Annotated in this window: 24 protein-coding genes, 1 tRNA gene and 1 pseudogene; 13 read left to right on the top strand and 13 right to left on the bottom strand. The window is 51.8% G+C overall.

Going from position 1 to position 26,402, the window contains the following annotated elements; translation table 11 throughout:
• Window positions 1-232 precede the first annotated feature (232 nt).
• Window positions 233-526 carry a transposase gene (locus METAL_RS22045; protein ID WP_213069426.1) on the bottom strand — a complete coding sequence of 98 codons (294 nt, stop codon included), beginning with the start codon at window positions 524-526 and terminating at the stop codon, window positions 233-235.
• A 177-nt stretch (window positions 527-703) separates the two neighbouring features.
• Between METAL_RS22045 and METAL_RS01040 the strand changes: the two genes are divergently transcribed.
• From METAL_RS01040 to METAL_RS01025, 4 genes are read left to right on the top strand one after another with little or no spacing between them, the layout of a single operon-like run.
• Complete coding sequence (locus METAL_RS01040; RefSeq protein WP_005368766.1) at window positions 704-2,065, top strand: arylsulfotransferase family protein; 1,362 nt, start codon at window positions 704-706, stop codon at window positions 2,063-2,065.
• Window positions 2,055-2,270 (top strand): hypothetical protein, encoded by a 216-nt coding sequence (locus METAL_RS01035; protein WP_005368764.1) that lies wholly within the window; start codon window positions 2,055-2,057, stop codon window positions 2,268-2,270. The genes METAL_RS01040 and METAL_RS01035 overlap by 11 nt, the downstream gene beginning before the upstream one ends.
• 18 nt (window positions 2,271-2,288) lie before the next feature.
• Entirely contained in the window at window positions 2,289-2,657 is a 369-nt protein-coding gene (locus METAL_RS01030) for a hypothetical protein (protein ID WP_005368763.1), read from the top strand.
• Entirely contained in the window at window positions 2,654-3,724 is a 1,071-nt protein-coding gene (locus METAL_RS01025) for a sulfotransferase (protein ID WP_005368761.1), read from the top strand. Before METAL_RS01030 ends, METAL_RS01025 begins: the two co-directional genes overlap by 4 nt.
• Before the next feature lie 512 nt (window positions 3,725-4,236).
• Here METAL_RS01025 and METAL_RS01020 read toward each other — a convergent pair.
• The gene (locus tag METAL_RS01020) at window positions 4,237-5,178 is read right to left on the bottom strand and encodes a YfdX family protein (RefSeq protein WP_005368759.1); all 942 of its coding nucleotides are present in this window, start codon (window positions 5,176-5,178) and stop codon (window positions 4,237-4,239) included.
• Between the two features lie 416 nt (window positions 5,179-5,594).
• On the bottom strand, window positions 5,595-6,905 hold the full coding sequence (locus tag METAL_RS01015; protein ID WP_031430431.1) for an MgtC/SapB family protein: 1,311 nt from the start codon (window positions 6,903-6,905) through the stop codon (window positions 5,595-5,597).
• A 242-nt stretch (window positions 6,906-7,147) separates the two neighbouring features.
• Between METAL_RS01015 and METAL_RS01010 the strand changes: the two genes are divergently transcribed.
• The 4 genes from METAL_RS01010 (at window position 7,148) to METAL_RS00995 (ending at window position 10,498) form a co-directional block, all read left to right on the top strand.
• Entirely contained in the window at window positions 7,148-7,807 is a 660-nt protein-coding gene (locus METAL_RS01010; protein ID WP_005368755.1) for a response regulator, read from the top strand.
• Window positions 7,804-9,201, top strand: coding sequence for a sensor histidine kinase (locus METAL_RS01005; protein ID WP_005368753.1), 1,398 nt, complete (start codon window positions 7,804-7,806; stop codon window positions 9,199-9,201). The genes METAL_RS01010 and METAL_RS01005 overlap by 4 nt, the downstream gene beginning before the upstream one ends.
• Before the next feature lie 110 nt (window positions 9,202-9,311).
• A complete protein-coding gene (locus tag METAL_RS01000) occupies window positions 9,312-9,668 on the top strand; it encodes a YgiW/YdeI family stress tolerance OB fold protein (protein WP_005368751.1) in 357 nt (118 codons plus the stop codon).
• 71 nt (window positions 9,669-9,739) lie between these two features.
• On the top strand, window positions 9,740-10,498 hold the full coding sequence (locus tag METAL_RS00995; protein WP_005368748.1) for a DUF2490 domain-containing protein: 759 nt from the start codon (window positions 9,740-9,742) through the stop codon (window positions 10,496-10,498).
• A gap of 216 nt (window positions 10,499-10,714) precedes the next feature.
• Here METAL_RS00995 and tnpA read toward each other — a convergent pair.
• Together tnpA and METAL_RS00985 are read right to left on the bottom strand one after the other, a co-directional pair.
• Window positions 10,715-10,939, bottom strand: a pseudogene (gene tnpA, locus METAL_RS00990) (IS200/IS605 family transposase); the annotation flags it as partial.
• A 522-nt stretch (window positions 10,940-11,461) separates the two neighbouring features.
• A complete protein-coding gene (locus METAL_RS00985) occupies window positions 11,462-11,866 on the bottom strand; it encodes a helix-turn-helix domain-containing protein (RefSeq protein ID WP_005368744.1) in 405 nt (134 codons plus the stop codon).
• A 500-nt stretch (window positions 11,867-12,366) separates the two neighbouring features.
• Between METAL_RS00985 and METAL_RS20290 the strand changes: the two genes are divergently transcribed.
• From METAL_RS20290 to METAL_RS00980, 3 genes are all read left to right on the top strand, one after another.
• Window positions 12,367-12,678 carry a hypothetical protein gene (locus METAL_RS20290; protein WP_005368742.1) on the top strand — a complete coding sequence of 104 codons (312 nt, stop codon included), beginning with the start codon at window positions 12,367-12,369 and terminating at the stop codon, window positions 12,676-12,678.
• Window positions 12,679-12,941: 263 nt separating this feature from the next.
• Window positions 12,942-13,739, top strand: coding sequence for a putative carbohydrate binding protein (locus tag METAL_RS20285; protein ID WP_005368732.1), 798 nt, complete (start codon window positions 12,942-12,944; stop codon window positions 13,737-13,739).
• 190 nt (window positions 13,740-13,929) lie between these two features.
• A complete protein-coding gene (locus METAL_RS00980; protein WP_005368730.1) occupies window positions 13,930-15,693 on the top strand; it encodes a hydrogenase maturation protein in 1,764 nt (587 codons plus the stop codon).
• Window positions 15,694-15,837: 144 nt separating this feature from the next.
• On the opposite strand, the gene METAL_RS20280 is transcribed toward METAL_RS00980, so the two are convergent.
• The 7 genes from METAL_RS20280 to METAL_RS00945 all read right to left on the bottom strand — a co-directional run bounded on the left by METAL_RS20280 (window position 15,838) and on the right by METAL_RS00945 (window position 22,173).
• Complete coding sequence (locus METAL_RS20280; protein WP_005368729.1) at window positions 15,838-16,599, bottom strand: SIR2 family NAD-dependent protein deacylase; 762 nt, start codon at window positions 16,597-16,599, stop codon at window positions 15,838-15,840.
• 434 nt (window positions 16,600-17,033) lie between these two features.
• Window positions 17,034-17,121: transfer RNA gene (locus METAL_RS00970), tRNA-Ser, on the bottom strand.
• Between the two features lie 69 nt (window positions 17,122-17,190).
• Window positions 17,191-19,086 carry an ATP-binding cassette domain-containing protein gene (locus METAL_RS00965; protein ID WP_005368728.1) on the bottom strand — a complete coding sequence of 632 codons (1,896 nt, stop codon included), beginning with the start codon at window positions 19,084-19,086 and terminating at the stop codon, window positions 17,191-17,193.
• Between the two features lie 2 nt (window positions 19,087-19,088).
• The gene (locus METAL_RS00960; RefSeq protein ID WP_005368727.1) at window positions 19,089-20,312 is read right to left on the bottom strand and encodes a competence/damage-inducible protein A; all 1,224 of its coding nucleotides are present in this window, start codon (window positions 20,310-20,312) and stop codon (window positions 19,089-19,091) included.
• A 19-nt stretch (window positions 20,313-20,331) separates the two neighbouring features.
• Window positions 20,332-21,258, bottom strand: coding sequence for an AEC family transporter (locus METAL_RS00955; RefSeq protein ID WP_005368726.1), 927 nt, complete (start codon window positions 21,256-21,258; stop codon window positions 20,332-20,334).
• 169 nt (window positions 21,259-21,427) lie between these two features.
• Window positions 21,428-21,628 carry a cold-shock protein gene (locus tag METAL_RS00950; protein ID WP_005368725.1) on the bottom strand — a complete coding sequence of 67 codons (201 nt, stop codon included), beginning with the start codon at window positions 21,626-21,628 and terminating at the stop codon, window positions 21,428-21,430.
• Window positions 21,629-21,819: 191 nt separating this feature from the next.
• Entirely contained in the window at window positions 21,820-22,173 is a 354-nt protein-coding gene (locus tag METAL_RS00945) for an FUN14 domain-containing protein (protein ID WP_031430426.1), read from the bottom strand.
• Window positions 22,174-23,036: 863 nt separating this feature from the next.
• Between METAL_RS00945 and METAL_RS00940 the strand changes: the two genes are divergently transcribed.
• The gene (locus METAL_RS00940) at window positions 23,037-23,414 is read left to right on the top strand and encodes a hypothetical protein (RefSeq protein WP_005368722.1); all 378 of its coding nucleotides are present in this window, start codon (window positions 23,037-23,039) and stop codon (window positions 23,412-23,414) included.
• Between the two features lie 118 nt (window positions 23,415-23,532).
• On the opposite strand, the gene METAL_RS00935 is transcribed toward METAL_RS00940, so the two are convergent.
• Window positions 23,533-24,297, bottom strand: coding sequence for an inositol monophosphatase family protein (locus METAL_RS00935; RefSeq protein ID WP_005368720.1), 765 nt, complete (start codon window positions 24,295-24,297; stop codon window positions 23,533-23,535).
• 204 nt (window positions 24,298-24,501) lie between these two features.
• On the opposite strand from METAL_RS00935, the gene METAL_RS00930 reads away from it, so the two are divergent.
• Window positions 24,502-26,394: an ATP-binding cassette domain-containing protein gene (locus METAL_RS00930; protein ID WP_005368718.1), complete on the top strand. Its 1,893-nt coding sequence runs from the start codon at window positions 24,502-24,504 to the stop codon at window positions 26,392-26,394.
• Window positions 26,395-26,402: the final 8 nt, after the last annotated feature.

The following is a 26,402-nucleotide window of genomic DNA, read 5'->3' as shown; positions in this document are numbered from 1 at the left end:
CAATCCCTGCCGGAATGACGCGTTTCCCCTCACTTTGCGGCATGGCTTATGACCGTAACACCCAAAACGAAAATGCTCTAGACGAAGCCCGGACCGTCACCGCGAATCGCATCGTAAAACAACGATACAGGGCATAACGGAGGGCGATCCCGAACTTCTCGTTCGGCAAAATAGCTTGGCTGACCTTATAAGAAAATGGTTCAGCACATCAACAAACTTATCAAAACTGCCATCAGCCTGCATTTCTCCGATTAGCGAAGCGTAATCGGAGAAATGCAGATTGCCGAATTCTAACGGCTTCTGGAAGCCTTAGGTTGTCCGCGACGGCAACAGGAATAGTTAGCCCGCACTGGATCGCCACATCGGAATAGGTCATGGGGCTACCGCGATAACCGGACCGCTCCGGTTGGTGCCGGCTTTCAATCTGGGGGTCTTCAAACCAGAGCGTCAAGGCGCCCCGATTGACCGGGGATTCATTGTACGCTCGCCAATTCTTGAGCTTGCCGCAGGTTTTCGGCTTCTTCATTTCCCTAAATTTGGGGCCGCTGGGGATTTATGCGACAAAGCCAACCGGTTCCGCCATTTTAAATTCTTAATTGCTTCCCCTACAGGTTGTGTTATTATCCCGGTCAGTTAGAAAATCTAAACGGCCAGATAATTAGGAACTGTTATTGGGTTCCTTGTGCCATTGATCACTAATACGATGGAAGAGTTTTTATTTAAAAAAATTGAAGTCTGGATTGTCGTTCTCCTTGGAATTTTTGGTGTGGCGGGAACAGTTTTCTTTGGCGCCGCCGTACGCTATCACGAAGGAGGAAATTCCGGTCAATTTGGCGCATGGGCCGATACCATCGCAGCCATTCCGTCTACCGCCAAGACAATCATTAAAGGCAAGCATGGCAAAGCCGCCATGGAAGCGCACGAACAGCGATTCGATGGTCACTCCGGGTTTGTGTTCAATTATCAAGCCGGAGAGCGTCCCGATTTAGGCTACCTCCTGCTCAATCGCTATGACTTTGATCTTGGCATGTCCGTGTCCGAATTGGTTGATTTGAACACTCAGGAAACCTTGCATCGATGGCATTTTGATGTGGACCCGCTCTGGAAACAATCAAAACGGGTCAATCATCTAGAAGTCGATCATGCGACAAAGCGGTTTCGCAACCAACACGCCTATTTATTGAACAACGGATCGATCCTAACAGGAGTACAAGGTCCTTTGCTTTCAGCCGATCTTTGTTCCAATCTCAGCCTAATAAATGACCAAGCTTCATATCACCATTCAATTGAAAGAGACGACAAGGGCAATTTCTGGATTCCCAAACATTTTGTACCCAAAACGGTAAAAATCGGCAGCAAGCAATTTTCCGATGATGGGATTGCATTGCTTACCCCTGATGGAAAGGTGCTTTCAGAAAAGTCCATCATCTCCATACTGGATCAGAACGGTTTGGGCTACCTGATTTACGGGATGGGCCGCTACAATGACGATCCAATCCATCTGAATGATATTCAACCGGTTCGGAAAGATGGCCTCTATTGGAAAACGGGCGACATCTTTCTGAGCATCCGCAATTTATCCATGATCTTATTGTACCGCCCCAGTGCCAATCAAGTGCTCTGGTACAAGCAGGGACCGTGGATCCATCAACACGATGTCAACATTTTGGATGATCACAGAATCAGCGTCTTTGACAATCATGCCAGATTTGAATTTGATAAATCCACTGAAAACTTGGTTGTCGATAGTTCAAACAATGTGTATATTTTCGATTTTCAGTCGGATTCCGTTACCTCCCCTTTCCAGAATGCGTTTACATCTCTGGATATCCGCACCCCCACGGAAGGTCGCGGAAAAATCATCAGTTCCGATGAGATCTTTGTCGAGGAAACGAACTATGGGCGATTGCTCCAGTTCAATAACCGGGGAGAGATTATCTGGCAATATATCAACCGCGCATCGAACGGCAAAGTCTACTACGTATCATGGTCTCGGTTAATCTCTAGAGCGCGTGGAGACCGGATACGAAACGCCATAAAAGAGAGCCAATGTTATGAAAACTAGCTATTTACCCTTTCTGATTTTTATCTTAATGTCAACGCCGGCATACGCCTACATTGGCCCTGGCATGGGGGCCGGTGTTATTGCAAGTGTCCTGGGTATCATTGCCTCGATCTTTCTCAGCATATTTGCCGTCATTTACTATCCCATCAAGCGGGCGTTAAAAAAGAGAAAGAATCGTTCGCCGGCACATGACGAACGGCATTAAAAAATTCAAAGAAAAAATATGAATGAATTAGCCATTATTGGCGCTACCTGTCTGAGTAGTGAAATGGTACTGTGGTTGCCTCTGCCCAAAACAGCTAGAACTTTGGTCGATACACTGCATAGATCAAAAAAGATACTCTTATCAAAACATATTTCCGATGATTGGAAAGAAAAAATTCTACCGGTCTATGCGTTTCGGATCTTTAAGCAAAGTGTATTCCTGCCGATATTAATCGCTCTGATCATGGCGCCCATTCTGCTTATTTCTTGGGCGCTTTCACCCTCCTTCATCAGGACGATCGTCGATCTCACAAAGCCGTTCACGTTATCGATAATGGTTGCCACATCGGTTGTATACCTCATGATTCGAATGAAATTTTCTAGATGACCGGTTATTCGATTTCTGATCAGATCCTTCATCGCTTTATTCTCGGTTCATCATTTATAAACGAGTTTCTATTTGATTTGGAATGCTCGATTTTCGAAGAAAAAAAAGCATCTGAATTGACTCATAGGCCGGTCTTCATCACAGGGCTTGCCCGCGCTGGGACAACTATTTTGATGAGATCGTTGTACGAGTCCGGTCAATTTGCATCTTTGACCTACGACGACATGCCCTTTGTCATGGCACCCAATCTTTGGCGACGAATGACGTCAAAAAATAAGAAGGTTCGCATCAAAAGTGAGCGCGCTCATGGCGACGGGATCGAAGTTGACTTTGATTCACCGGAAGCGCTCGAGGAAGTTTTCTGGCGTACCTTTCATGGAAAGGAATATATTCAGCGCACAAGTCTAAGACCTCACGAGATTTCTTTGGAGACCCATCGCGCGTTCGAAAGTTATCAGGATCTTGTGTGTAAGAAGTACGGCAAAGCGCGCTATCTCGCAAAAAACAACAATCATATTCTCAGAATAAAAAGCCTGGCACGCTACTGTAACCACGCAGCCATTTTGATTCTTTTCCGCGATCCCCATGACCAGGCCAGTAGTCTTCTGAATCAACACAATAAGTTCCTCACGAGTCCGCCATTTACTCGGACTTATATGGAGTTACTTGCTCATCATGAGTTCGGCGCTACCCACAGGCCTTTTATTTTTAAAAAAAATCAACCCATCGAAGGCGATCCAAAAACCCTCGACTACTGGCTAGACCGTTGGTGCCAATATTATCAGTACCTGCTCGAATTTCTTGCCGAGCACAACCCGCAGAATGTGATGTTGGTGTCGTATCAGCGCCTGTGCCGGGAGCCGGAATATTGGAAAGCCATCTGTAAATTTGTCGACATTCCTAATATCCCTGCAAATTTTTCGGCGCCGCCTTCCGAGCATTTACCATCATCAATTGAACGGATCGAGCACGCGAATGCGCTATATAACGCGCTCGAACAAGCGGCTGCGGCCAAGATCGCCGATCCTAAACAACATCCCAAGACCGAAAATATAACGGGCTGTTGAAAAACGGTAGAATATTTATGTTTCCCGCACCCACTGCCCGCTATAAAAGGACTGTATGGCGGTGCGTAGCTTCGGCATCGGGGGCCACGATTCCAGCTCCCAATCTTCGGCGGGTAGGCGTAGCCTTGATTGCGTAGGCGTAAAATGTCAATACCCTACTTACGCGCATCTGGAATCACTTAAAGCCATGCTTCGAGAATATAAAGCTTAAGAAAGCCTATAACCCTCCCCGGCAACCCTTGCTGCGATTTTGACTTCGAGTCGCTCTGCGCATATTCCGTGCAAACCCATATCGATAGCTCGTAGAATGCGCTGACCATCGGGAAGCGCATCGTTCGCGAGAGAGGCGCTTTCTTGCGTTGACATAGGGTGCGCGATCACGAACGACGCGCTTCACTTCATTCAGCACATCCTTGTAGCTCTTGTAGGGCGGATTCGCCGCTAGGCAATCCGCCTCGCTTTGAAGCTTGGTTTTTCTATTCACCGACTTTACTCGGCTAGAGTTTTAATATTTATTTTTCCGGATGAATCACTTTATTCTTGAGATTTAAGAAGGTACTTTTGACCTTATCCCAAGCAGCCGCGGATTTTTTTGAATGAATTACGTCCTTTATATCGTCAATAGCGGTATAAAGCAGCTTGTAATCCTCTTTTTCACCATAGCCCAATGTTTCGGCCAATAACAATTGACTTTTGGCATCATTGGTCAATTTTTGAATGGCTTCTCGGCTGGCTTGCTGCGATAGATCCTCTTTATGCTCCAACTCAGACGCTTCCGTTAACATCGATTCCGCCCGCAACAGCGGCAAAGGAATCATTTCAGTAATGTCGACCAGCGTATTTAGGGTTTCGTATAACGCCGTTTTAGCTTCATCCATTTTGCCTTTGTCGATGAGGGCAATGATGTCTTTAATGGCGGCAGGGAATGTGCCTAAAGGAATGCTTGTGGTGGTAATTCGCACTTCACTGACCAACTGGTCCAGAATTTTACGGGCATCTTGGACTTTGTGTTTCGCCAGAAGGGTATCGGTTTGGTTAAGCAGGGTCTGCACATCCTTGACGTCGGCGGACTTGCCGTTCAGTTCGAAATCGTTGACATCGGCTTCGACATTGGCCGGAATGAGTTCAAGATCTGGGTATTTAGCCAAAACAATATCCAGCTTACCCGAAACCTCCTGCAATAATGCCTTTGTCTTTTTCGAATCCTGTTTTTGCAAGGCTATCAATGCATTTTGAGTACCGGCGATAGCTTCCAATGCTTCATGCTCGACTTGTACCTGTCTTTCGCCCAGAAATTTTTGCTTCAAAGACTGGGACTCTTTATCTCCCAACTTCGCCGAAGGGCCAACTGTAGCGGTAGGGGGAGCCGCCGAAATCGACTGCATTGTTCCAACAGACGCGGCTAATACGATGGCTATCGCTAGGCCGGATTTTTTCAATTGATAACTTTTCATGCTTTACCTCGTATGTGAAAGAACCGTCATGAGCCGTGCAAAATTCACTCATGCAGGGATTGTCCATGATTGGATAAAAAGATTCTTATTACTTCGCAAAGGAAAAAGCAAACTGTGTGCCATCATATAAAGTAGTAATTCCGAAGGGGCTGACCCGATTAGTCCAGATATTTAAAAACCCTTGAAGGACTTAGACTTATTTTCATTTCCCTTGAATGTACATGCCATCAATTTGATTTAAACGGGAGGGTGCGTCCGCTCAAAAAAGATGTTTTTAATGGTTTAAATAAACGCATGATTTTGGTTGAATACCACCGATAGGAGAGAGACGATCGAACGATTGCCTGCAATCCGCTTACTACAAGGGTTTCAGAATTTTAATTCTGAGCCTGTTAAATACAATTACCGTTCCATCGCTATCCCATCCTTGATTCGTATAAGCCGATTAATATCGGCAAGAACCTTTCTGAAAAAATTGTCCCTGTAAGCCCCGCAACGGCTACAAAAAATAGAGAAGTAACTAATTTTCTAATCAAAGAACCATTTCTGGTTTGAAGAACAAATGAAAAACTAAAAGCAATGCTTGCAAACGAAGCCAATATCGAAGCCTTACTTGCGAGTGCTGCCGAAATGCTTCCGTGCGACGCAAGATTGGCTGAAGCGGCCACGGCACTGGCGCTCGACATTAACCCGCCAATAATGCTAACGGTATAAAATCCGGTTTCTCCGAAAATACTTTGGGATATTGTTCCAAATATGTGAATGACTAGAAATATAAAACCATATTTCAAGGCAGTCCATAAAGAAAACGGTAAACCCAGTTTTAATTGTATGGGTTCGTTTTCGACGATAGCTCTACCACTACGCTGGCTGATTAAAACCAAAACGGCGCTTGTAAAAAACATCAATACAAACGCCAGCCAATTATTTAATAAAACATTTGGCGCCAGGATAAGCAAGAGCATCGCATTACGCGCTAACATCGCCGTTGTTGCCAATAATATGCTTCTATAAGCATAGTCGACCAACTTATCGTTATCTTTAAGGCGACGGGTAAGTTCAATGACAGTAAAATTACTATTTACCAATCCTCCTAAAAAACCCGAAATTTCCGTGCCTCGCGCGCCATAAATCTTTAAAAGAACATAGTTGGCAAATCCTATGCCTGAAATTAATATGACTGTCACCCATGTCGCTCTTGGATCGATCAATTTCCAGGGACCAATTGAACCGGATGGTAGTGCCGGATAAATAACAATGGCCAGAATCGCCAAAAGTAGTGCAGAACGTAGTTCGCTTTCCGTTAATCCGACCGAAAAACCGCTTAGAGGTTCTTTCAAGGCCAAAAGTGCGGTGACTATAACCATAACCGCCGCGGGAGAAATGGTATGTCCTTGTCCGCATAGAATGCCAGCGAAACAGGTGATTAACATGGCGGCGGAGGTTGTTAACTCGATAGTTTTTTTAGTATGCAATAATTGAATATTTAGGGTATACGTCAATAGCCCGACCAGGAAAAGGCTCAGTAAGGCAAAATTTTCCCCCATTGCGCCTCCTATTCCGCCGAGTAATCCAATAAATCCGAATGTTCTAAGACCGGCTTCTTTGTCGCGTCTTTCTCGCTCGAGCCCGATTAACAAACCTAATATCAGACTCAGCGACAAACGAATTAAAGTTTCGCCGTAAGGCCAAATAATCGTAGGCAACAAAATGGATTGATTCTGCATGTTATTTTAAAAATTTAATGATTAATAGATTCTATATTCAACACTTAAGAAAAAGCTCACTTATCCCAAATACACGATAATATCCAATCCGTTGGATTGTTAGTCTTCAACCTCTGAGTTAGTCGACTTCCGAGCGAAAAAAGAGAGTTGTCAAATACGGTGCAAAAGTTAACAATAATGACGAGATAGCCTAATCCTTGAACAGGTCTTTTAAAATCGATATAGCCCGCCTTCGATAAATTATGCGTATCCTGCTCGCCGAAGACGATCCGTCGTTAGGCGCCACCCTGCAATCCTGGCTGCAACTCGACGGCTATGCGGTCGATTGGGTTAAACGCGGCGACCATGCCGAAACGGCGTTGCGCGCCCAGCCTTACCAATGCCTGCTACTCGACCGTGGTTTGCCGGGATTGAGCGGAGACCGTTTGCTCTCCGGCCTGCGGGCTCATGGCAACGACATGCCGGTATTGCTGATTACCGCCCGCGACGCCTTGTCGGACCGCATTGCGGGCCTTGATCTCGGCGCCGACGATTATCTGGTGAAACCTTTCGACTTGGAAGAATTATCGGCGCGCCTCCGCGCCGCTATCCGGCGCGGCTCCGGGCAGGCCGCCGGCGTGCTGCGTCACGGCGGCATCGTGCTTGACCCGGCAGGCAAACAGATTACCCAAAACGGGGCGGCCGTCGTGTTGACGGCACGAGAATTCGCCATCCTCCATGCCTTAATGCTGCACGGCGGCCGGCCGGTCAGTCGCGATCGGCTCGAAGACGCCCTGTACGGCTGGGGCGAGGAAGTGGAAAGCAATACGGTCGAGGTACACATTTACCACCTGCGCAAAAAGCTGGGGCGCCGCCTGATCCGCACCCTGCGCGGCCTGGGTTATGTGCTGGAAGCGCCGTGACCGGTTGGCTTTCGCAATGGCTGCGCGGCAAGACCGGCGGCGTTTATTCGCTGCGTAGGCGATTGTTGGTTTCGGTGCTGGGGGCCAGCGCGCTGTTATGGTCGATCAGTTTGGCGATCATGGTCAATATTGCCTGGGACGAAACCAACGATGTGTTCGACGACGGTCTGGAAGACGCCGCGCAATTGATTCGCGCGGCGGGAGCCGATTTGTCCGGGCCGGCCGTGGCGAATACCGACCCGATAGACCGCGATCGCCGCCATGCCGGCATTTATTACCAACTCGTCGCCAATAACCGCGTATTGCGCCGCACCGGGCCGACCCCCGATGAACCGTTCGTGACCGATTTCGATCGGCACAAAGGGTTTCGAACCGCATGGGTCGGCATGGCGCCGTGGCGGGTATTCGTCTTGCGCGACGAAGAGGGCGGCCTCGAAGTCCAGGTCGGCCAGCCGCTGGAAGCACGCACCGAAATTCTCGAAGAATTGGCGGACGATCTGATCTGGCCGGCCATGACGTTACTGGCATTACTCGGCGCGGTTATCTGGCTGGCGATCAGCCGGTTGATCGGACCGATCGAACAAACGGCGTTGACCATCGCCGGCAAGACGCCGGAAGACTTGACGCCGGTGGCGGTTGTCGAACAACCGGTGGAATTGCAACCGATCGTCAATGCGCTCAATACCGTGTTGGGCCGTTTGGACCATGCGCTGCAAGCCGAACGCCGCTTCACCGCGGACGCCGCCCACGAATTGCGCACGCCGCTGTCCGCGCTGCGGATGAAGATCCAGTTGCTGGAACGGCAGCATCCCGAGCATCGGCCGTCGTTACGCCAGCTCTACCAGGACACCGACCGCTGCACCGCGCTGATCGAAAATCTGCTGGCGCTGGCCCGTTTCGATGCCGCCCAGGCGTCGGCATTGCCGCGCGAACCTGTGGCGTTGCCGGATTTGCTCGACGAACTGCGCTGCTATCATTTGCCCCAAGCCGAAACCGGACAGATCGGGTTGGCCGTGGAGTGCCGCGTGGCGGCATTAGTCGGCAACACGGATCTGTTGCGTATCGCGCTGCGCAATTTGCTCGACAACGCGCTGCGTTACTGCCCGCCGGGGTGCCGGGTGCGCATCGAAGCGCAGTATATTGCCGGCGGGATACGTCTGGCGGTGCGCGACGACGGTCCGGGAGTCGAAGCATCCCAGCGCAGTCGGCTGGCCGGGCGTTTTTTTCGGGTGCTCGGCAGCGACCGGAGCGGTAGCGGCCTAGGGCTGTCCATCGTCGAGCGCATTGCCGCGCTGCACGGCGCCACGCTGCATTTCGAGACCGGCCTCGATCAACGCGGCTTGAGCGCAGTGCTGGACTTTCCCATCGCCGGGCAGGAAAAAAACGCCGTTTAGCTTCATATTCGCTTCATCGCCGCATGGTCAAATGGTTGCCACGATCCCGGTGCATACCCACGTTTGTACGGGACGTGCCTTTCATTTATCGATTATTTGGAGAAGCAGCCATGAAACGCTTATCGACCTTAACGACCTTGATTATTCTCGCTTTCGTTGCCAATGCCGCGCTGGCGGAATACGCCGGCCCAAGCAATGTGCCGGCCATGACCGTCAAGCAATTGCTGGATACCGGCACGGACGACCAATACGCGACCTTACGCGGCCGGCTAGTGTCGCACGACGGCGGCAAACATTACACCTTTGCCGATGACAGCGGTAAATTGCGCGTGGAAATCGAACCGCAACTGCTGCCGGCCGGCCAAACCCTTGACGCCAAGACCCGAGTGGAAATCAGCGGCGAGTTCGACAAAGACTTCGGCGAGGCGGAAGAATTGGAGGTCAAACAACTCAAAGTGTTGCCTTGATTTATCCAGGGAACGGCTGGCTTCGCTCCGTTCCCTTTTATGAATTTTGCAAAACAATACGGATGCCAACGATGTCCGGAATCGTTAGCAAAGCGCTAAACAATCTTCATTTCCACAAATTGCCCGCCAGATCGGCTGGGTTCGTCCTGCTGGCGGGCAGCCTGTGGGGGGCAACGGCACAAGCCGATTCCGTGGAAAACATGGCGGGCAGTTGGAGTTCGCTCACTCTTTCCGGAAAGCTCGGCGATTTCTCTCCCGGGCTTCGGGGATTCCGCTGGACCCTTATCGATCAGACGCGCCTGCGGGACGACAGTCCCTCTGCCTGGCGCCTCAACGAAGACCAGTTCTATGCGCAGATGGGCTTTTCCGTCAATTCCTACGCCAGCGTCTGGCTGGGCTATGTCCATGATTGGCATCATTCTCTCGGCAAGACCGACTACCACGAAAGCCGGCCCTACCAGGACCTGCTGTTCGACTTTCCGGTCGCGCGCTTCAAGGCCAAGCTCCGCACCCGTCTGGAAGAGCGGGTCAACCAGTCTACGGGCAACGTGGGTATCCGTCTGCGACAAATGGCCACGCTCCGGCTTCCCCTGGCATTCATCGATCCGAAACTGTCGCTGTACTTGGGCGACGAGGTGCTCTGCCATCTGAACGCCAATAGTTTCGGGGCGACGGGTTTCAGCGAAAACCGCGCGATGGTGGGATTCAGTTTCCAACTCAACCGGCAGCTCGGCGTGGACCTGGGGTATGTGGGGCAAACCATTCAGGAAACCGGCGGTGACGTAGTTCTCACGCATAACGTGAATGCCAACCTAAGTTATCGATTCTAATATCATACGGTTTAAATATATCAAATGACCACAGCAACCCGCTTGTCATGAAAGACTACCGATTTTCGGACCTATCTTGTGCTTTGACCGTCACGATTGTTTTGGCTTCTGGATGCGCTAGAGCATTTTCAGATTGACTAAACAACCACCTGCTAAAGCAGGTGGGTTCGAGTAACGGACTGAAAGTCCGGATACGCGTCGACTCAACGACGCGTCTTAATCCGGCTCCATCTTAAAATTATCGTTCGGGTTGGGTTCAAAATGATGCTCCAAATAATCTTTGATCATCTCTTCCTTCATCTGCCCTACTGTGGCGCAGAAATACCCTCGCGCCCAAAAGTGTTGCCCCCAATAACGCTTCTTCAAATGCGGAAACTCTTCAAAGAGATAACTCAATGTCCGACCCTTGATTCGCCTCATTATTTCGCTCGGTGCCATAGACGTGTAGGTCGGGCACGCGTTTTTTGTGCCCGACATTTCCCATGCTTTGAAAGGTAACAGGGTTTCAGACCCGCGCAACATTCCGAAGCAGGATCCTCGGGCAACGATAAAGCGGTTGCCCGACCTACACGGCTTGTTGCATTGTTAAAACGGCAGAGACGGGATTGCAATCCCGTCCCGCTTGGGGCACCTCTCTCGTGAACGATCACGAACGATGCATTTCACTTCGTTCAGCACATCCTATGGCCCTCTTGTAGGGCGGGGATTCGCCGCCAGGCAATCCGCCATTGTTTGAAGTCTGTTGGCGTTTTGCTATCGCGAAAACGCCCTACAACTTTGCTCTTACGCTTGACGTGGATAACAGCCTGTAGGATGGGTAGAGGCGTGGCCGAAACCCATCAACCCCACGCCCATACTCGGCCGCAAGCCAAAAAGGAGACATACATTTATTTTCAGCTCATAACCCAATTATCGCGACTCCGGTTGTAATGGGTTTCACTTCATGCTACCCATCCTACCGTGCTAAATTGCCGTTTTAGCGCGTTTCAATAGATCGATGATTTCTTTCAGTCGAGAGATTTCTTCTTTTAACCAATCGATTTCTTTGCTCTGGTGATCGATAATCAGATGCGCCTTTTCGAGTTCCTGAACGCATTGAGCTTCAGTCAAAAGAATGGTGTGCGCTAAATTGCTATGCGTACAATTTTCCGCAAAATTAAAGACCGTTTTATCGTTGGTATCGATCAGTTCTTGCGTATCCACGCCAATCGCGTGAGCGATTTTTTCCAGTTTATCTAACTTGATAGCTGTTTCTCCCCGCTCGATTTTTGCATAAGTATTGACTGCACAGCCGAGCTTCTCCGCAAGCGCTTCTTGCGTCCAGCCTTTCCATTGCCGCATCACTCTCAGCTTTTCGTGAATTTGCATCAAATACCCCTAAATTGAGTTGTCATCACTCTTTTTCGATCTGTAATCAGCATCGGCCCTTAAATTAAAATGAAGTCATTGGCGCGTGATGCTGATCGTTACTAGCGGTGTTTTGGGAATCGCTTGTACCGGCCGGATTTGTTTGAGCGATATGCGCTAACGGCAACTTCCGTACGGCAAAGCCAATTGAATATCGGCCAATTATAAAATCTGACAAGTTTTTGTCAAAACTAAAACCCGCATGGAATTCATCGATTAAACCGATTAGTGCCAGCGGAACCGGGTAGGTCGGGTAACAGCTTCATCGTTACCCGGTGTTTAGGAGGCAATCTTGCTCTGCTATTGCAACAATCCGAAACCGGCTACCCAATTAAAACCTGAAAATGTCGGGCTACAGGGCTGGGGCATGCGCGAATTGATCGTCATACGAATTACAAAACGATTTAACGGTGAATGCCCAACTCCGCTAGATCTATGCAATGGGCAACAATGGAGTAACGATGTCAAAAAAGATGAATTTGCTTTACTTGAGTATAGGAGTTTTGCTTACAGGATGCACTTCTCAACTCCTCTCGAATGAGCGTATTGCTTCTGAAACCGCAGGAATCATCGGCGTTTCTCCGCAAGAGGTAACAGTCGAGAATAGACGGACAGAAATGACGAATACCTATTACATTGCCAAGACCAAAGATGGCAGCAGAGAATTAAGTTGTGTCATTAACGGTGGAAACATTGTCACCTTTGGTTTAGTCAATGCGCCAAGATGTGCGAAAAAGGGAGAGCCGATTAACGCATCTATATTCCATTACTAATGGAATAACCCGGTAAGGTGGATTCGCCGATAGGCAATCCACCAGGCTTTGAAGCCTGTTGGTGTTTTGCTATCGCGAAAACGGGCTACGGGCTACGAGCTAGAAAGCGTTAGGTATGCAACTAACAATGATTAAGGCAGGCAGAAAACTACTTGTCGCAATGCTGAATATTCTCAAGTTAATCTGCACATTATCGAGTATTCGATTAATTAAAGTGCGGACATACCAATTTTGTAAATAAACGACAATGAGTAGGAGACAACGTGATTTTTAAGAATAAAATTCAGCAGATGGCATTATCATTTTTTCTGAGTATCGGCGTTGCCGCAACTCCCATCTCGCCACTATCCGCAGATGTAACCATCAATAAGTTTCGTGGAGCCTGGAATGACACGACCAAATATAAGCCAGGCAATATTGTGACATTTAACGGCGCAGTCTATTTGGCTTTGGTTAAAAATTTGAATATTGAGCCGGACACCGACTCCAGCCAATGGTTTACCCTAGCACCGAACCATGATGCCGCTAATACCAGCGTGAATACTTTATCTAGCCAAGTGAATAAGCTAAGTGACGACGTAGCTTATTTACAAGGGCATCCTGCGCCAACACCCATCGCGTTAACGTATCAAAACCAATTTATTAATGCTCAGGTCACTGCCGTATCGTTGATTCGTGGTAAGTATAATGGTACTTACACTGATGACGTGACGACAAGCTTTACAATTACAAACAAAACATCATTAGATATTTATGTATTAGCAAAAAGTAGTTCTTTTTATATAACTACCAACCAGGGTGGAGCTTGCGAACAAAGGAGTCCCAGTGGACTAGATGCTTCACCTGGTAATAATAGTACAGGGCGATTAGATAGTAAAAACTTTGCGAAACTCGCTCCTGGATCAAGCTTATCACTAACTCTTAAGTGTACTGTTGATTACCCGCCATCTAGTGATACGCTTCCAACATCTGTTAATTTTGGCGGCGTTTTCTATTATTTTGATGAGGCGAATCCCAATGCTTCGTTCTCCGTTGCCTTTACCGGCGTAGCACCTAATTGATCGTACACGCCAAGTAAGCCCGGTAGCCCGGTAGGTCGGGCAACAGCTTCATCGTTGCCCGACATTTGGGCTACGGATATTTTCTACAATCGAAGATAGCGTAAACATAGGAAAAAGCGAGGTCAGGGTTGGCCGAGGCCAACGCGCTATCCCTCACCCCTAAAGGACGGTGTTTCTCGCGTACAAATTGATGAAAATTTTGTTGGTATCCACAGCATTTAATGGTTTAACTCAAAAATTTTTTAATGAATTGAGAGATAATAATCATGATGTTTCTGTTGAATTGCATCACGATGACGATCAACATCTGATCGATGGTGTTGAAAGATTTGACCCAGATATCATTGTGTGCCCATTCTTGACTAAAAAAATTCCAGCCGAGATTTATAATAAAAGGCTTTGCATTATCGTGCATCCAGGTATTCGCGGTGACCGTTCGGCCTCTTCATTGGATCACATGATCATGCGAAACGATGCCGAATGGGGCGTCACCTTGTTGCAAGCTGACGATGAAATGGATGCGGGAGATATTTGGACATCGCATAATTTTCAAACCCGCTGGACAACAAAAAGCTCAATCTACAATCGCGAAATTTCGGATGCTGCCCTGAAAAGTTTGAAAACACTGTTGATGTGCGTTAGTTCAACGCATTTCAAACCAGTACCCTTGGATTACAGCGATCCTTCCATAAAAGGATCTTTTCAGCCATTTCTCAAGCAAGCGGATCGAAAAATCGATTGGAAAAAGGATACTGCTGAATTGATTTGCAGAAAAATTCGTGCCGCTGATGGCACTCCAGGCGTGCTGGATATTGTTAACGGAAAAGAATATTTTCTGTTTAATGCCTATGTCGCTAAAGATTTCTCCGGAAAACCAGGGGTTTTGATCGCTCAAGCTAATAAGGCGGTTTGTATCGGGACAGTTGATGGTGGGGTATGGATTGGCCACTTGAAACCAAAAACAGCCGATAATACAGGCATTAAACTTCCAGCAATGCTTCATTTAAAAGCTCAATTGCCAAAAGTTGATATTGATTACCAAAAAGAAGGGCGACAGTTGCCTGTGCAAGAAGTTTGGCATGTTATTGAAAACAATATCGCCTATTTGCATTTTGAATTTCATAATGGAGCAATGAGCACAGAGCAATGTAATTTGATGCTCGATGTCTATCGGTATTTAAAATCGCTCAATGTTAAGGCAATTGTTTTAATGGGTGGTGAAGATTGTTTTTCTAATGGCATTCATCTAAATACAATCGAACATGCGGGCGCTTTTAGCTTAACTGAAAACGAAAAGCACAAAAAGCAAGCTGATGAATCTTGGGCCAATATTCTAGCGATCAATAAGATTGTAAATGAAATAGTTAATACCACAGACAAAATGGTGTTTAGTGTTTTTTCAGGTAGTGCCGGTGCTGGTGGCTTTTATCTTGGTCGAGCTGCCGATATTTGCTATGCGAGAAAGAATATAGCGATAAATCCGCATTATAGAAATATGGGCGGCCTATATGGTTCGGAAGCACATACATATATGCTTAAAAAGTATGTAAAAAATCAGGATGAAGCCCGAAAATTGGTTACCAAATGTTTGCCAATTAGCCCTGTAAAGGCACATGCATTAGGTTTGATAAACTATGTGTTGGATATGGATCACAGTGATTTTTATAATGAAATCCGCAGCCAAATCAACAAAACTGTGCATGATGAGGTTGTGTTTTCTGGGTTTATTTCCCAAAAGAATTTCGATAGGAAAAAGGAAGATCGCGAGAAACCTTTATCGAGTTATTTCGAGGAAGAGCTGAAGGAAATGCGTATTAATTTTTATGGGAAGGATCGTAGTTATCATTATGCCCGTGAACGATTTGTTTTTAAAGTAACTAAAGTAACTTGCGGAAAAACGCCAAGTAATATTGCTTTTCACAGAAAAAATGAAGAGGTCATGGCAGCCGGGTAGATCGGGCAACAGCTTCATCGTTGCCCAACGTTTAGGAGGCAATCTTGCTCTGTTATTGCAACAATCTGAAACCGCCACCCAATTGAAACCCTGCAAATGTCGGGCACAAAAAGCGTGCCCGACCTACAGGGCTTTATACACGGGTTAAAATAAGTCCTCCAGGGATTGCAGCAGCGCCGGTAAAATTTCTCCGGCACGGCCTTGGAAGTTGTAATGGACTTGACTATCTAGCGGCGTAGACGTAGCATTGATTTGTATGATCTTTGCTCCATGCAGCTTCGCTCTTTCCGGTAGTTGAGAGGCAGGCCGCACTAACCCGGAAGTCCCGATAGAAAAAAATACATCGCAAGCCATCGCCGCTTGCTCGGCAATCTCCCATGCCGATGACGGCAATGTTTCGCCAAACCAAACCACCCCCGGACGTATAGCGCCCTGGCATTCGCTGCATCTGGGCGGCTCTAAGCGTCTCCCTCCCGCCGGTTCCTCGGGAAGACCGGAAGGAAATGCATAAGAAGAGCCACAATCGAAGCAGCGGGGATGATGCAGGCTGCCGTGCAAATGTGTAACGCCGCAACTGCCGGCGCGTTCATGCAGATCATCGACGTTTTGAGTAACGACGGTCAGACGCTCGACAAAGCTCGCCAACTCGGCGATCGCATAATGCGCGTCATTAGGGGCAGCTTCTAACACTTGCATTCGCCGCCATTCATACCAGCCCCAAACCAAAGCTTGATCCGCTATAAACCCCGTGGGACTGGCTAAGGCATGTGGATCATAATGTTCCCATAGTCCGGTTTGTGCATCTCGAAAAGTCGGTATCCCGCTTTCTGCCGAGATACCTGCGCCGGTAAATACGACGATATGTTCGGCTCTGAGCAAGCCCATTAAAAAATCATTGGAAAACATTACTTACGCTCGAATTTTCATGAGGACGACCTAAGACTTGCAGGCTACGATGTTCGGAATTTTATCCAGCCCGCGCAGCATGTCATTCTTGCACACCTACCGAATCAGCACAGCCGGGTAGGTCGGGTAACAGCTTCATCGTTGCCCGACGTTTAGGAGGCAATTTTGCTCTGCTATTGCAACAATATCTGAAACCGCTACCCAATTGAAACCCTGCAAATGTCGGGCACAAAAAGCGTGCCCGACCTACAGGGCTGATGGCGGTATCTGAGAGCGGCATGACGGTACAAGCTCCGGCAAAGTGCGATATACCGCCATTTATACCGTCCAGTGTGACGGTATGTCAATGAACTTAGTTGGGTCTTTTTTGGACAATAAAAAACCCGCTAAGCCAGTAAACTTGCGGGTTTTTTGAATCTCGTTAAATGCTCAGTTGGCGGAGAGAGAGGGATTCGAACCCTCGATACGTTGCCGTATACACACTTTCCAGGCGTGCGCCTTCGACCGCTCGGCCATCTCTCCGAATTTTGAGCCCATCAGTATGGGAACCGCCAATGATACCGGTTTTTCGCTTTTTTGGCAATGTCTTGCTCAGCCATTTTCACCGGCCAGCGCTTCCAATTCGTCCCAGCGCTGGTAGGCTTGCTCCAGCGCGGCGATGGTCTGGTTCAGTGCGTCCATCGTTTTCGCGATCGTCGCCTGGTCGTTCTTATAGAACTCGAACGAATTGATCAGGCCGTTCAGTTCGGCCTGGCGCGTTTCGAGCCGTTCGATTTGTTCGGGCAGTTGGTTCAGTTCCTGCTGCTCCTTGTAGCTGAGCTTTTTCTTTTTGGCCGGCTGCGGCTGCTCGGCTTTTTCCTTTTCCGGCGCTTTCTTGGCCGGCTGCGCTTTCTGTCCGGGTTCGGGGCGCTGCCGGAACCAGTCGCTGTAGCCGCCGACGTATTCCTCGATGTTGCCGGTGCCGTCCAGCACGAAGACGCCGGTGACCACGTTGTCCAGAAAGGCGCGGTCGTGGCTGACCAACAGCAGCGTGCCATCGTAATTGACCAGTTTTTCTTCAAGCAATTCGAGCGTTTCGAGGTCGAGGTCGTTGGTCGGTTCGTCCATCACCAAGAGGTTGGCCGGTTTGGTGAACAGCCGGGCCAGCAGCAGGCGGTTCTTTTCGCCGCCGGACAGGCTTTTGACCGGCGAACGGGCCCGTGCCGGCGAAAACAGGAAGTCGGCCAGATACGACATCACATGCTTCTTGCCGCCGGGCAGGTCGACGAAATCGTTGCCGTGCGCGATCGTGTCCGCGACGGTCATTTCGGGATCGAGCTGGTCGCGGAGCTGGTCGAAATAGGCGATTTCGAGCCGGGTGCCCTGTTCGACCGTGCCGCTGTCCGGTTCGATCTGTTTCAGCAGCAATTTCAGCAGCGTCGATTTGCCGGCGCCGTTCGCACCGATCAGGCCGATCTTGTCGCCGCGCTGGATCAGCGTCGAAAAATGGCTGACGATGGGCCGGTCGCCGTAGGCGAAGCGGATGTCGTTCACTTCGATCACTTTTCTGCCGGAGGCTTCGCCGCGCTCCAGGATCATGCTGGTCGTGCCCTGCCGCTCGCGGCGCTGAGCGCGTTCGCGGCGCAGTTGCTCCAGGGCGCGCACGCGGCCTTCGTTGCGGGTGCGCCGGGCCTTGATGCCCTGGCGTATCCAGACTTCTTCTTCGGCCAGTTTTCGGTCGAATTCGGCGTTCTGGTTCGCCTCGTCTTCGAGCGCGGCGGCTTTCCGGCGCAGGTAGTCGTCGTAACTGCCCTGCCAGGACACCAGTTTGCCGCGGTCCAGATCGACGATCCGGGTCGCGAGTTTTTGCAGGAAGGCCCGGTCGTGCGTGACGAACAAGACCGCACCCTGGAACATCAGCAGTTGCTCTTCGAGCCAGGCGATGCTTTCGAAGTCGAGGTGGTTGGTCGGCTCGTCGAGCAGCAGCACTTCCGGCTCGATCACCAGCGCGCGGGCCAGTGCGACGCGGCGTTTCCAGCCGCCGGACAGTTCGCTGATCCTCAGGTCGCCGGGCAAGGCCAGCCTGCTCAGCGTGGTATCGACGCGGTTGCCGAAGTGCCAACCGTTATGCGCTTCGAGCTTGTGCTGCAGTTCGCCGAGTTCGCGCAATGCCTGCTCGTCGTGCGCGGACTGCGACAGATGATGGTAGCGGGTCAGCCACTCGCCGAGTTCGCCGAGTCCGCCGGCGACTGCATCATAGATCGTCGCATCGGCCGGCAGATCGGGGGCCTGTTCGAGCCAGGCCAGTCTCAGGCCGGGCTGGCGCCAGATTTCGCCGTGGTCGGCCTGGATCTGCCCGGCGATGATCTTCATCAGCGTCGATTTGCCCTCGCCGTTGCGGCCCAAAAGGCCGACCCGTTCGCCGGCGTCGAGCTGGAAGTTGGCGTTGTCTAGCAGGGCATGAACGCCGAAGGCGATCGAAAGGTTGGTTAAGCGTAGTAACGGCATGTTTATCGATTGTCTTGTAAGTGGCGGCGCAGCAGATCGAGCCCGAACAGCGCGGCCTGATTTTGCTTGCGCTCTATAGGGCCGGCCAGGATATGGCGGCTTTGCTGAAAGGAATTTTCGGTCAACAACGTATTATAGAGGATGATCGTCCGGTCTTTGTCGCGGAATTGGGACTGGCTGCCTTCATGAAGCTGGACCAGTACAAAATCGGCCGCCCGTTGATCTTGTAATGCTTTCGCAAGTCGCGCTCCCGTCTTGCTCAAATCATTTTCGTCAACGGCTGTGCCGAAACGTTCGCACAATGCGCTCGGCGACCGTTCAAATACGGCGATCTTGAGCCAGGCAGATCCCATGCATTTGGCAGAGAGCAGACCCTGGTTGACAGTCTCGACGACGGCTAGCGCCGCTCCCGTCTCGCACATCAGTTTGTCGACGACCGCGGCGAGGCTGCCGACTTTTTCGGTGAGTCCATCGATGCCGAATACGAAGCGGGAGCTCAAGCGTTCGGCGATTGTATAAGTCAATGCGGCTGTTTCTTCAGCCGGATAATCCGCCGGAAACAACAGTTTGGTTTGTACTTCGTCGATACCGGCACGGAAGCCGAGTTGCACCGAAGGCGGTATTTGGAGTCCGTCGAGACGCTGTTGAATGTCCGATTCGCCGATCCCCACGGTTTTGATCGTGACCAATCTGGAAGGGGTTAACACGAAGCGATCAGGCAGCAACGGCTTGACGCGTTCCAGAAAGATATTGCGCATTTCCGACGGCACGCCGGGCATGAACGCAAACCAGCAGCGGCCGGCCTGCAAGGCGAAGCCCGGCGCGGTGCCCCAGTCGTTGTCGAGGCGGATCGAACCTTGCGGCAGCAGGGCCTGCTTGCGGTTCACCTCGGGCATCGGCCGCTGGCGGTTGCTGAAATAGGCTTGAATCTGCCGGTAGGCGATCTCGTCGAATGCGAGCGGCAGCCCGAACGCCTTGGCGACCGCTTCGGCGGTCAGGTCGTCGCTGGTCGGCCCGAGCCCGCCGGTGCAAAGGCAGCAGTCGGCGCGTTCGGAAATTTCCTTCAACAAGCCGATCAGGTCGCCGAGTTTGTCGCCGACCGCGGTATGCCGGGCGACCGTAAAACCGAGTTGCACGGCTTGCTCGGAGAGCCAGGCGGCGTTCGTGTCGACGGTCTGGCCGGTGACGATTTCCTCGCCTTGGGAAAAGATTTCCAGGATCGGCATGCTCTTAGGTCCGTATGAATCAAAATCCGCCGGCCGCGACCCGATGCCAGAACGGCAGGGTAATAAGGCTCAGCAGGGTGCTGAGCGTGACCGACATGGCGTAAAGCGCGCTGTCGAGCCGGTAACGGTCGCAGAACACGATGCCGAGCACCATGCACGGCATCGCCATTTCCAGCGTCAGGGCGTTTTTATGCGCCTGGTCGAGCGTCAAATACTGGCTGAACCAGAGCGCGAACAAGGGCATCAATCCCATTTTGATCAGGATCACCGGCGCTACGTGCGGCAGATTGCGCAGCGTGACGGCACCCCAGCTCAGCGCCAGGCCCAGCGAGATCAGCATCAGCGGCACCACGCCTGCGCCCAGTTTTTGCAGCACCGAGGCCACCCCATTGGGCAGCGGAACATGGCAAAGATTCAGGATCACCGCGAGTATCGCAGCCAGAAAAGGCGGCGTCGTCAAAAACGATCCGACCGGCTGGCGAACGCTGTCGCCGTTTTGGCCGAAATGGCGCGCGGCCGCAATCCCGACCGTGAACAAGACCGGCGCGACCGCGAACAGATCGATCTGGATCGCCACCGACCGGGCCCAATGGCCGAAGGCCTGTTCGAGCACCGGCAGGCCGAGGTAGGTTACGTTCGGAAACACCGCCGCCAACAGAACCGCACCCATTTGCGGCGGCTCGAACCGGAGCAGACGGCCGCACGTCCAGATGCCGAGCATCCCGAACGCCAGGCAGACGGCGCCGAATAGGGTATATTGCAGCGAGTGGAGTCCGACATCGGCCTTCCAGAGCACTTCCAGTACCAGTGCCGGCAGCAGCAGGTAATAGACCAGGGTGGTCAGCACGGTCCGTGTCTGTTCTGCGGACAATCCGGCCGGGCGTGCGCAACGCCATGCCGCGCCGCAGGCAATCAACGCGAACATTTGCCACAATGTCGAAGTCATGAAGTCCCTGATGATTTAACGATGCGCTATTCTAACATCCGGCATCGCAAAGCAGGATTTCGGCCGCGGAAAGAAGCCGCTGGGGATGAGGGGGAGAAGGAGGCGAGGCGGAGAATCGGGTGGTGATCCGGCTGCAGGCTTTTATCGGCCTGCAGCCGGAACAAAGAAATCAAAGCGGAGTGACTTCTTCGGCTTGCGGGCCTTTTTGACCTTGGGTAATGTTGAATTTTACTTTTTGGCCTTCGTCCAGGGTTTTATAGCCCGTGCCGACAATATTGCGGAAGTGTACGAAAACGTCGGGGCCCGATTCCTGTTGAATGAAGCCGAAACCTTTTTCTGCGTTAAACCATTTTACGGTACCAGTTGCCATTGTTTATGTCCTTTAAAAAAAATGAAAAATAGCCTTCAAGGCGGGTGGTTAGAGCCGGGGAATAACGCGAATCACTTATGATAAACAGGACAAGCAAAAAACAAGGAACTGCGTAGAGATAAGCAACGGTAAATCACTCAGACTCGATTCATCTTAAAGGACACCTACGCTCCCTGTCAACAGCTTAGCTTTTAACCTAGCTTGAATCCCAACGAAAAGCCGGCCACGGCGCTAACGCCACGGGTCGTAATCGTCGACAGGCGGTCGACCAGGAAGCTGCCCGAATTCTTGGCGGCCTGGGTCGCCGCGTCCGCCACATGTTCGAGTTGCGCGCCGTTGATCGTGACCAGGCCGTAATACTCGCCCGCGAACATCAGCACGATCAGCCCGCCGCCGACGAACAGCGCGGTCTTCAGCATCTTTTTGGCGAAATAGCCGACCGCCATGCCGATCACGAACGGCGCGCCGACATTGCCCAGCAAAAAAGGCGCGCTGAAGATATCGTTATCGGAGGCCGAAGGAATGTCGATGGATTTTTGAGTCATACCGGTAAAAAGCAGATGGGCTGGCTTTACGCTGCCCGAATTTATCGCCGATAGTATATAGAATTCAGAACGGCAAATACACTTGAGCGTGTCGATCTCCGGCATCTAGAGCATTTTCGTATCGCGTGTAGGGAAGTCCTCACCTGCTGAAGGGCGCCATGCCGTTAAGTCCAGCCAGCCCCGTAGGGTACGCTGTGCGTACCCTCGATGTCGAAAGGTACGCATAGCGTACCTTACGGGGCTGCATGCCGGACGGGATATTTATCCCATCCGTAACGTTTAACACCGCGCGAACACAGACGAGGATTTTATGCTGCCGGTAGGTCTTCAAACGTGGGGAATGGGGTTATCAACCCATAGGCGCTAATCTAAGATATAAGATATAAGATATAAGATATAAGATATTGAAAATAAAAGGAATTTCACCTTAAAGTTTTACTTTGATTTGCCGTTCAAAGAGCAGCAACACATTGAAAATTAATGACTTTTATTGGAATGGGTCAATTTTTAAGTTAGCGCCTATGGGTTATCAACCATCCCGCTCAGGGGATTGCCGAGATCCAGATGATAGGGAGGTATGAGGGCTAATCCTCCTGGGTTTCGGGATTCCAGCAATCCCTGACCGGGGCAGGCTCTGCCGGAATGACGTGTTTTCCTTACGAAGGCCATATACCCCAAGCAAAAATGCTCTAGCGGCGCGGCTATCCGGAACCTTCTTCGTCACCGGCCTGACGGGTTCAAGCGTTCGCCTTCGCCGGTGGTTTGGCGGATAGAAAGCGGCTGGAGAACTTATAAAACCAGGGAACGAAGCGTTTAGCGGCCGGTCCGACTGATGTAACACCTTTACATCAGAGGAGAGCGTCATGACAACGCTCAAGAAAAAAATATTAAAAAACCCGCCCATTACGCTGGCGATATTATCCGTAACTCTGCTCCCCCTCAACGCCGGGGCCAATGACGGGCTGGGTACGGGAGCCGTGCTCTATACGACTCCAGCTTACGGCCCGGCCATTCACAGCTATCCCGGCAGTACGGTGGAAAAAAAGTCGCCGCGGCCGGAAATCGTTTACGTCAGCCTGGCTTACGGCCCGGCGATTTACGGTTATCCGCATGCGGGCCGCGAAAAAACCGTGCCCTGGAATGTCGAGTATGTGGATCCGGCTTACGGTCCGGCGATCTACAGCTATGACAGAATTCGGGTTCAGGACAAAGCCAGCGTGTTCTCGCTTCTGTTCGATTGAAGCGGCACGAAGATCGAAAGCCGGTTTAATTGCTGAAAGGCGCTGACAGACCCGCCGGGTTTTTAAAGTCTGGCGGGTTTTTTTGCGAAATACCATTTTGCGCGCGAATGCCGCGGGCCTACATCAACGGCAGGATTTGGTCGAGAAGCTTGCCGTTGGTCGCCAGGATCTGTTTCGGAAACAGTCCGGGGTTGCCTTTGAAGTCGGTCAGAGTGCCGCCCGCTTCCAGTACGATCAATGCACCGGCGGCGACGTCGTACAAATTCAGTTCCTGTTCCCAGAATGCATCGACCTGCCCGTCCGCGACCATGCACAGGTCGAGCGCGGCCGAGCAGAAACGGCGCTGTCCGGTGGTGCGCTGGGCGATCCGGCAGAAGCGTTCGAGGTTGTTGTCGGCCAGGTAGTTGCGCAGGCAGGCGAAACCGGTCGAAATCATCGCATCGCCGAGCACCGCTTCGTCCGAAACATAAGTCCGCTCGCCGTTCTTGACTGCTCCCTTCCCTTTTTCCGCGAGATAAAGATCGTTCAATACCGGGGCATGCACCGCGCCGAGCACGATCTCTCCGCCGATTTCGAGCGCAATACTGATCGACCAGCCGTACTGGCCTTTCGCGAACGAATGCGTGCCGTCGATCGGATCGACGATCCAGCGGCTGCTCTGGTCGGCGCTCTGTCCGGTTTCCTCTCCCCAGAAACCGTATTCGGGATACTCCCGGGTCAGCGTTTCCTTCAGGAATGCCTCGATCGCGACATCGGCTTCGGTCACGAAATCGCGCGCAGCTTTTTTGTTGATCGCGATGTTCTTGCGGTTGTTGAAATATTTCATGCCGATCACGCCGGCAGCGCGAATCACTTTTTCAAGCGCGGCTGGGGTGACCCTCATAGGGACAGTTCCGATAACGGCGGGGTTTGTCATAACGCAGCAAAAATCAATGAAAAAACGCCATTATACCAGCCGCCCCGCTTCGGCCGGCCGAAAAAGTCCCGAGTTGCCTTGCGCGGGGCGGAGATTTTGTTATATTGGCCCGCTGATCGGGGCGCGATGAAATCGCCTCTCGGAATATTGCGGATTTATTGATGATATTTCATGCTCAATTTTAAAAATATCGCTCTGCGCCGGGGCGCCAGACTGTTGTTCGACGAAGCGTCGTTTACGATTCACCAGGGCGAAAAAGTCGGGATCACCGGCGCGAACGGGGCCGGCAAGTCCAGTTTCTTCGCGCTGATCCGGGACGAACTGCATCCCGACGCGGGCGATTTTTCGATGCCGCCGGGACTCGAAATCGCGCATGTCGCCCAGGAAACCCCAGCCGCCGACTGCAGCGCGATCGACTACGTGATGGACGGAGACCGCGAACTGCGCCGCCTGCAGGCCGAACTGAAAGCGGCCGAAGCGGCTCATGACGGCCTGAAGCAGGCCGAGCTGCATGCGGCGCTCGACGTGATCGGCGGTTACGAAGCCCAGGCGCGCGCCTCGCGGCTGATGAGCGGGCTCGGCTTCAAAGCGGCGCAGGAACAGGCCGCGGTCGGCGCTTTTTCGGGCGGCTGGCGGATGCGGCTGAATCTGGCGCAGGCGTTGATGTGCCGTTCCGACGTGCTGCTGCTCGACGAGCCGACCAACCACCTCGACCTCGACGCGGTGATCTGGCTGCAGGACTGGCTGTGCCGGTATCCGGGCACGCTGCTTTTGATTTCGCACGACCGCGATTTCCTCGACGCGATCGCCGATCACGTCGCCCATATCGAACAGGGCAAGGTGAATCTTTATACCGGCAACTATTCGGCGTTCGAAAGAATGCGCGCCGAGAAGCTCGCCCAGCAACAGGCCGCCTTTCAGAAGCAGCAGCGCGAGATTGCGCACATCCAGAGCTTCATCAACCGCTTCAAGGCCCAGGCCACCAAGGCCCGGCAGGCGCAAAGCCGGATCAAGGCGCTGGAACGGATGGAGTTGATCGCGCAGGCGCATGTCGACTCACCGTTCCATTTCAGTTTCGCCGAACCCGGCCGGATGTCGAATCCGCTGTTGACGCTGGATGCCGCGGATATCGGCTACGGCGACAGGATCGTGGTCAACAAGGCCGGCCTGTCGCTGTCGCCCGGCGACCGGGTCGGGCTTTTGGGACCGAACGGCGCCGGCAAGTCGAGCCTGATCAAGGTGCTGGCCGGCGCGATGGCGCCTTTAGCCGGTAAGCGAAACGAATCGATGCACCTGAAGATCGGCTATTTCGCCCAGCATCAGCTCGAACAGTTGCGGATGGAAGAGTCGCCGCTCTGGCATTTCCAGAAATTGGACCCGCAGGCGACCGAAAAGGACCTGCGCAATTTTCTGGGCGGCTTCGATTTTCAGGGCGACAAAGTGATGGAGCCGGTGCGGCCGTTTTCGGGCGGCGAAAAAGCGCGGCTGGTGCTGGCGCTGCTGGTCTACCAGAATCCGAACTTGCTGCTGCTCGACGAGCCGACCAACCATCTGGACCTCGAAATGCGCGAGGCCCTGATCATGGCGCTGCAGGACTATCAGGGCGCCCTGGTCACCGTCTCGCACGACCGGCATTTGCTGCGTTCGGTCACCGACCGGCTGCTGCTGGTCGCGGACGGCAGGGTCGAGCCGTTCGACGGCGATCTGGACGATTATAAGAACTGGCTCGGCGAGCAGAAAAAAGCCGAGCCGAAGGAATCGGCGATCGAACCGGCGTCCGGCGTCAACCGCAAGGATCAGCGCAGGCTGGACGCCGAGCGCCGGCAGCGCAACAAACCGCTGATGGACGCGTTGAAGAAAGCCGAGCAGGCGGTCGAAAAATTCCATCAGGAACAGCGGCAACTGGAACAACAATTAGCCGACCCGGCGATTTATCAGGATGCGGACAAAAACCGGCTGAAAGACGTGATGGCACGAAAGGCGCAGGTGGACAAGGCGCTCGAAGACGCCGAGGCGCTCTGGCTGGAGGCGGAGGAAAAGCTCGCGGCGGCGCAGCAGGATTGAGCGGTCGC

This window comes from Methylomicrobium album BG8 (assembly GCF_000214275.2).
Taxonomy (GTDB): Bacteria; Pseudomonadota; Gammaproteobacteria; order Methylococcales; family Methylomonadaceae; genus Methylomicrobium; species Methylomicrobium agile.
Note: the sequence above shows the minus strand (reverse complement) of the source record. Positions and strands in the feature narration are given on the sequence as shown.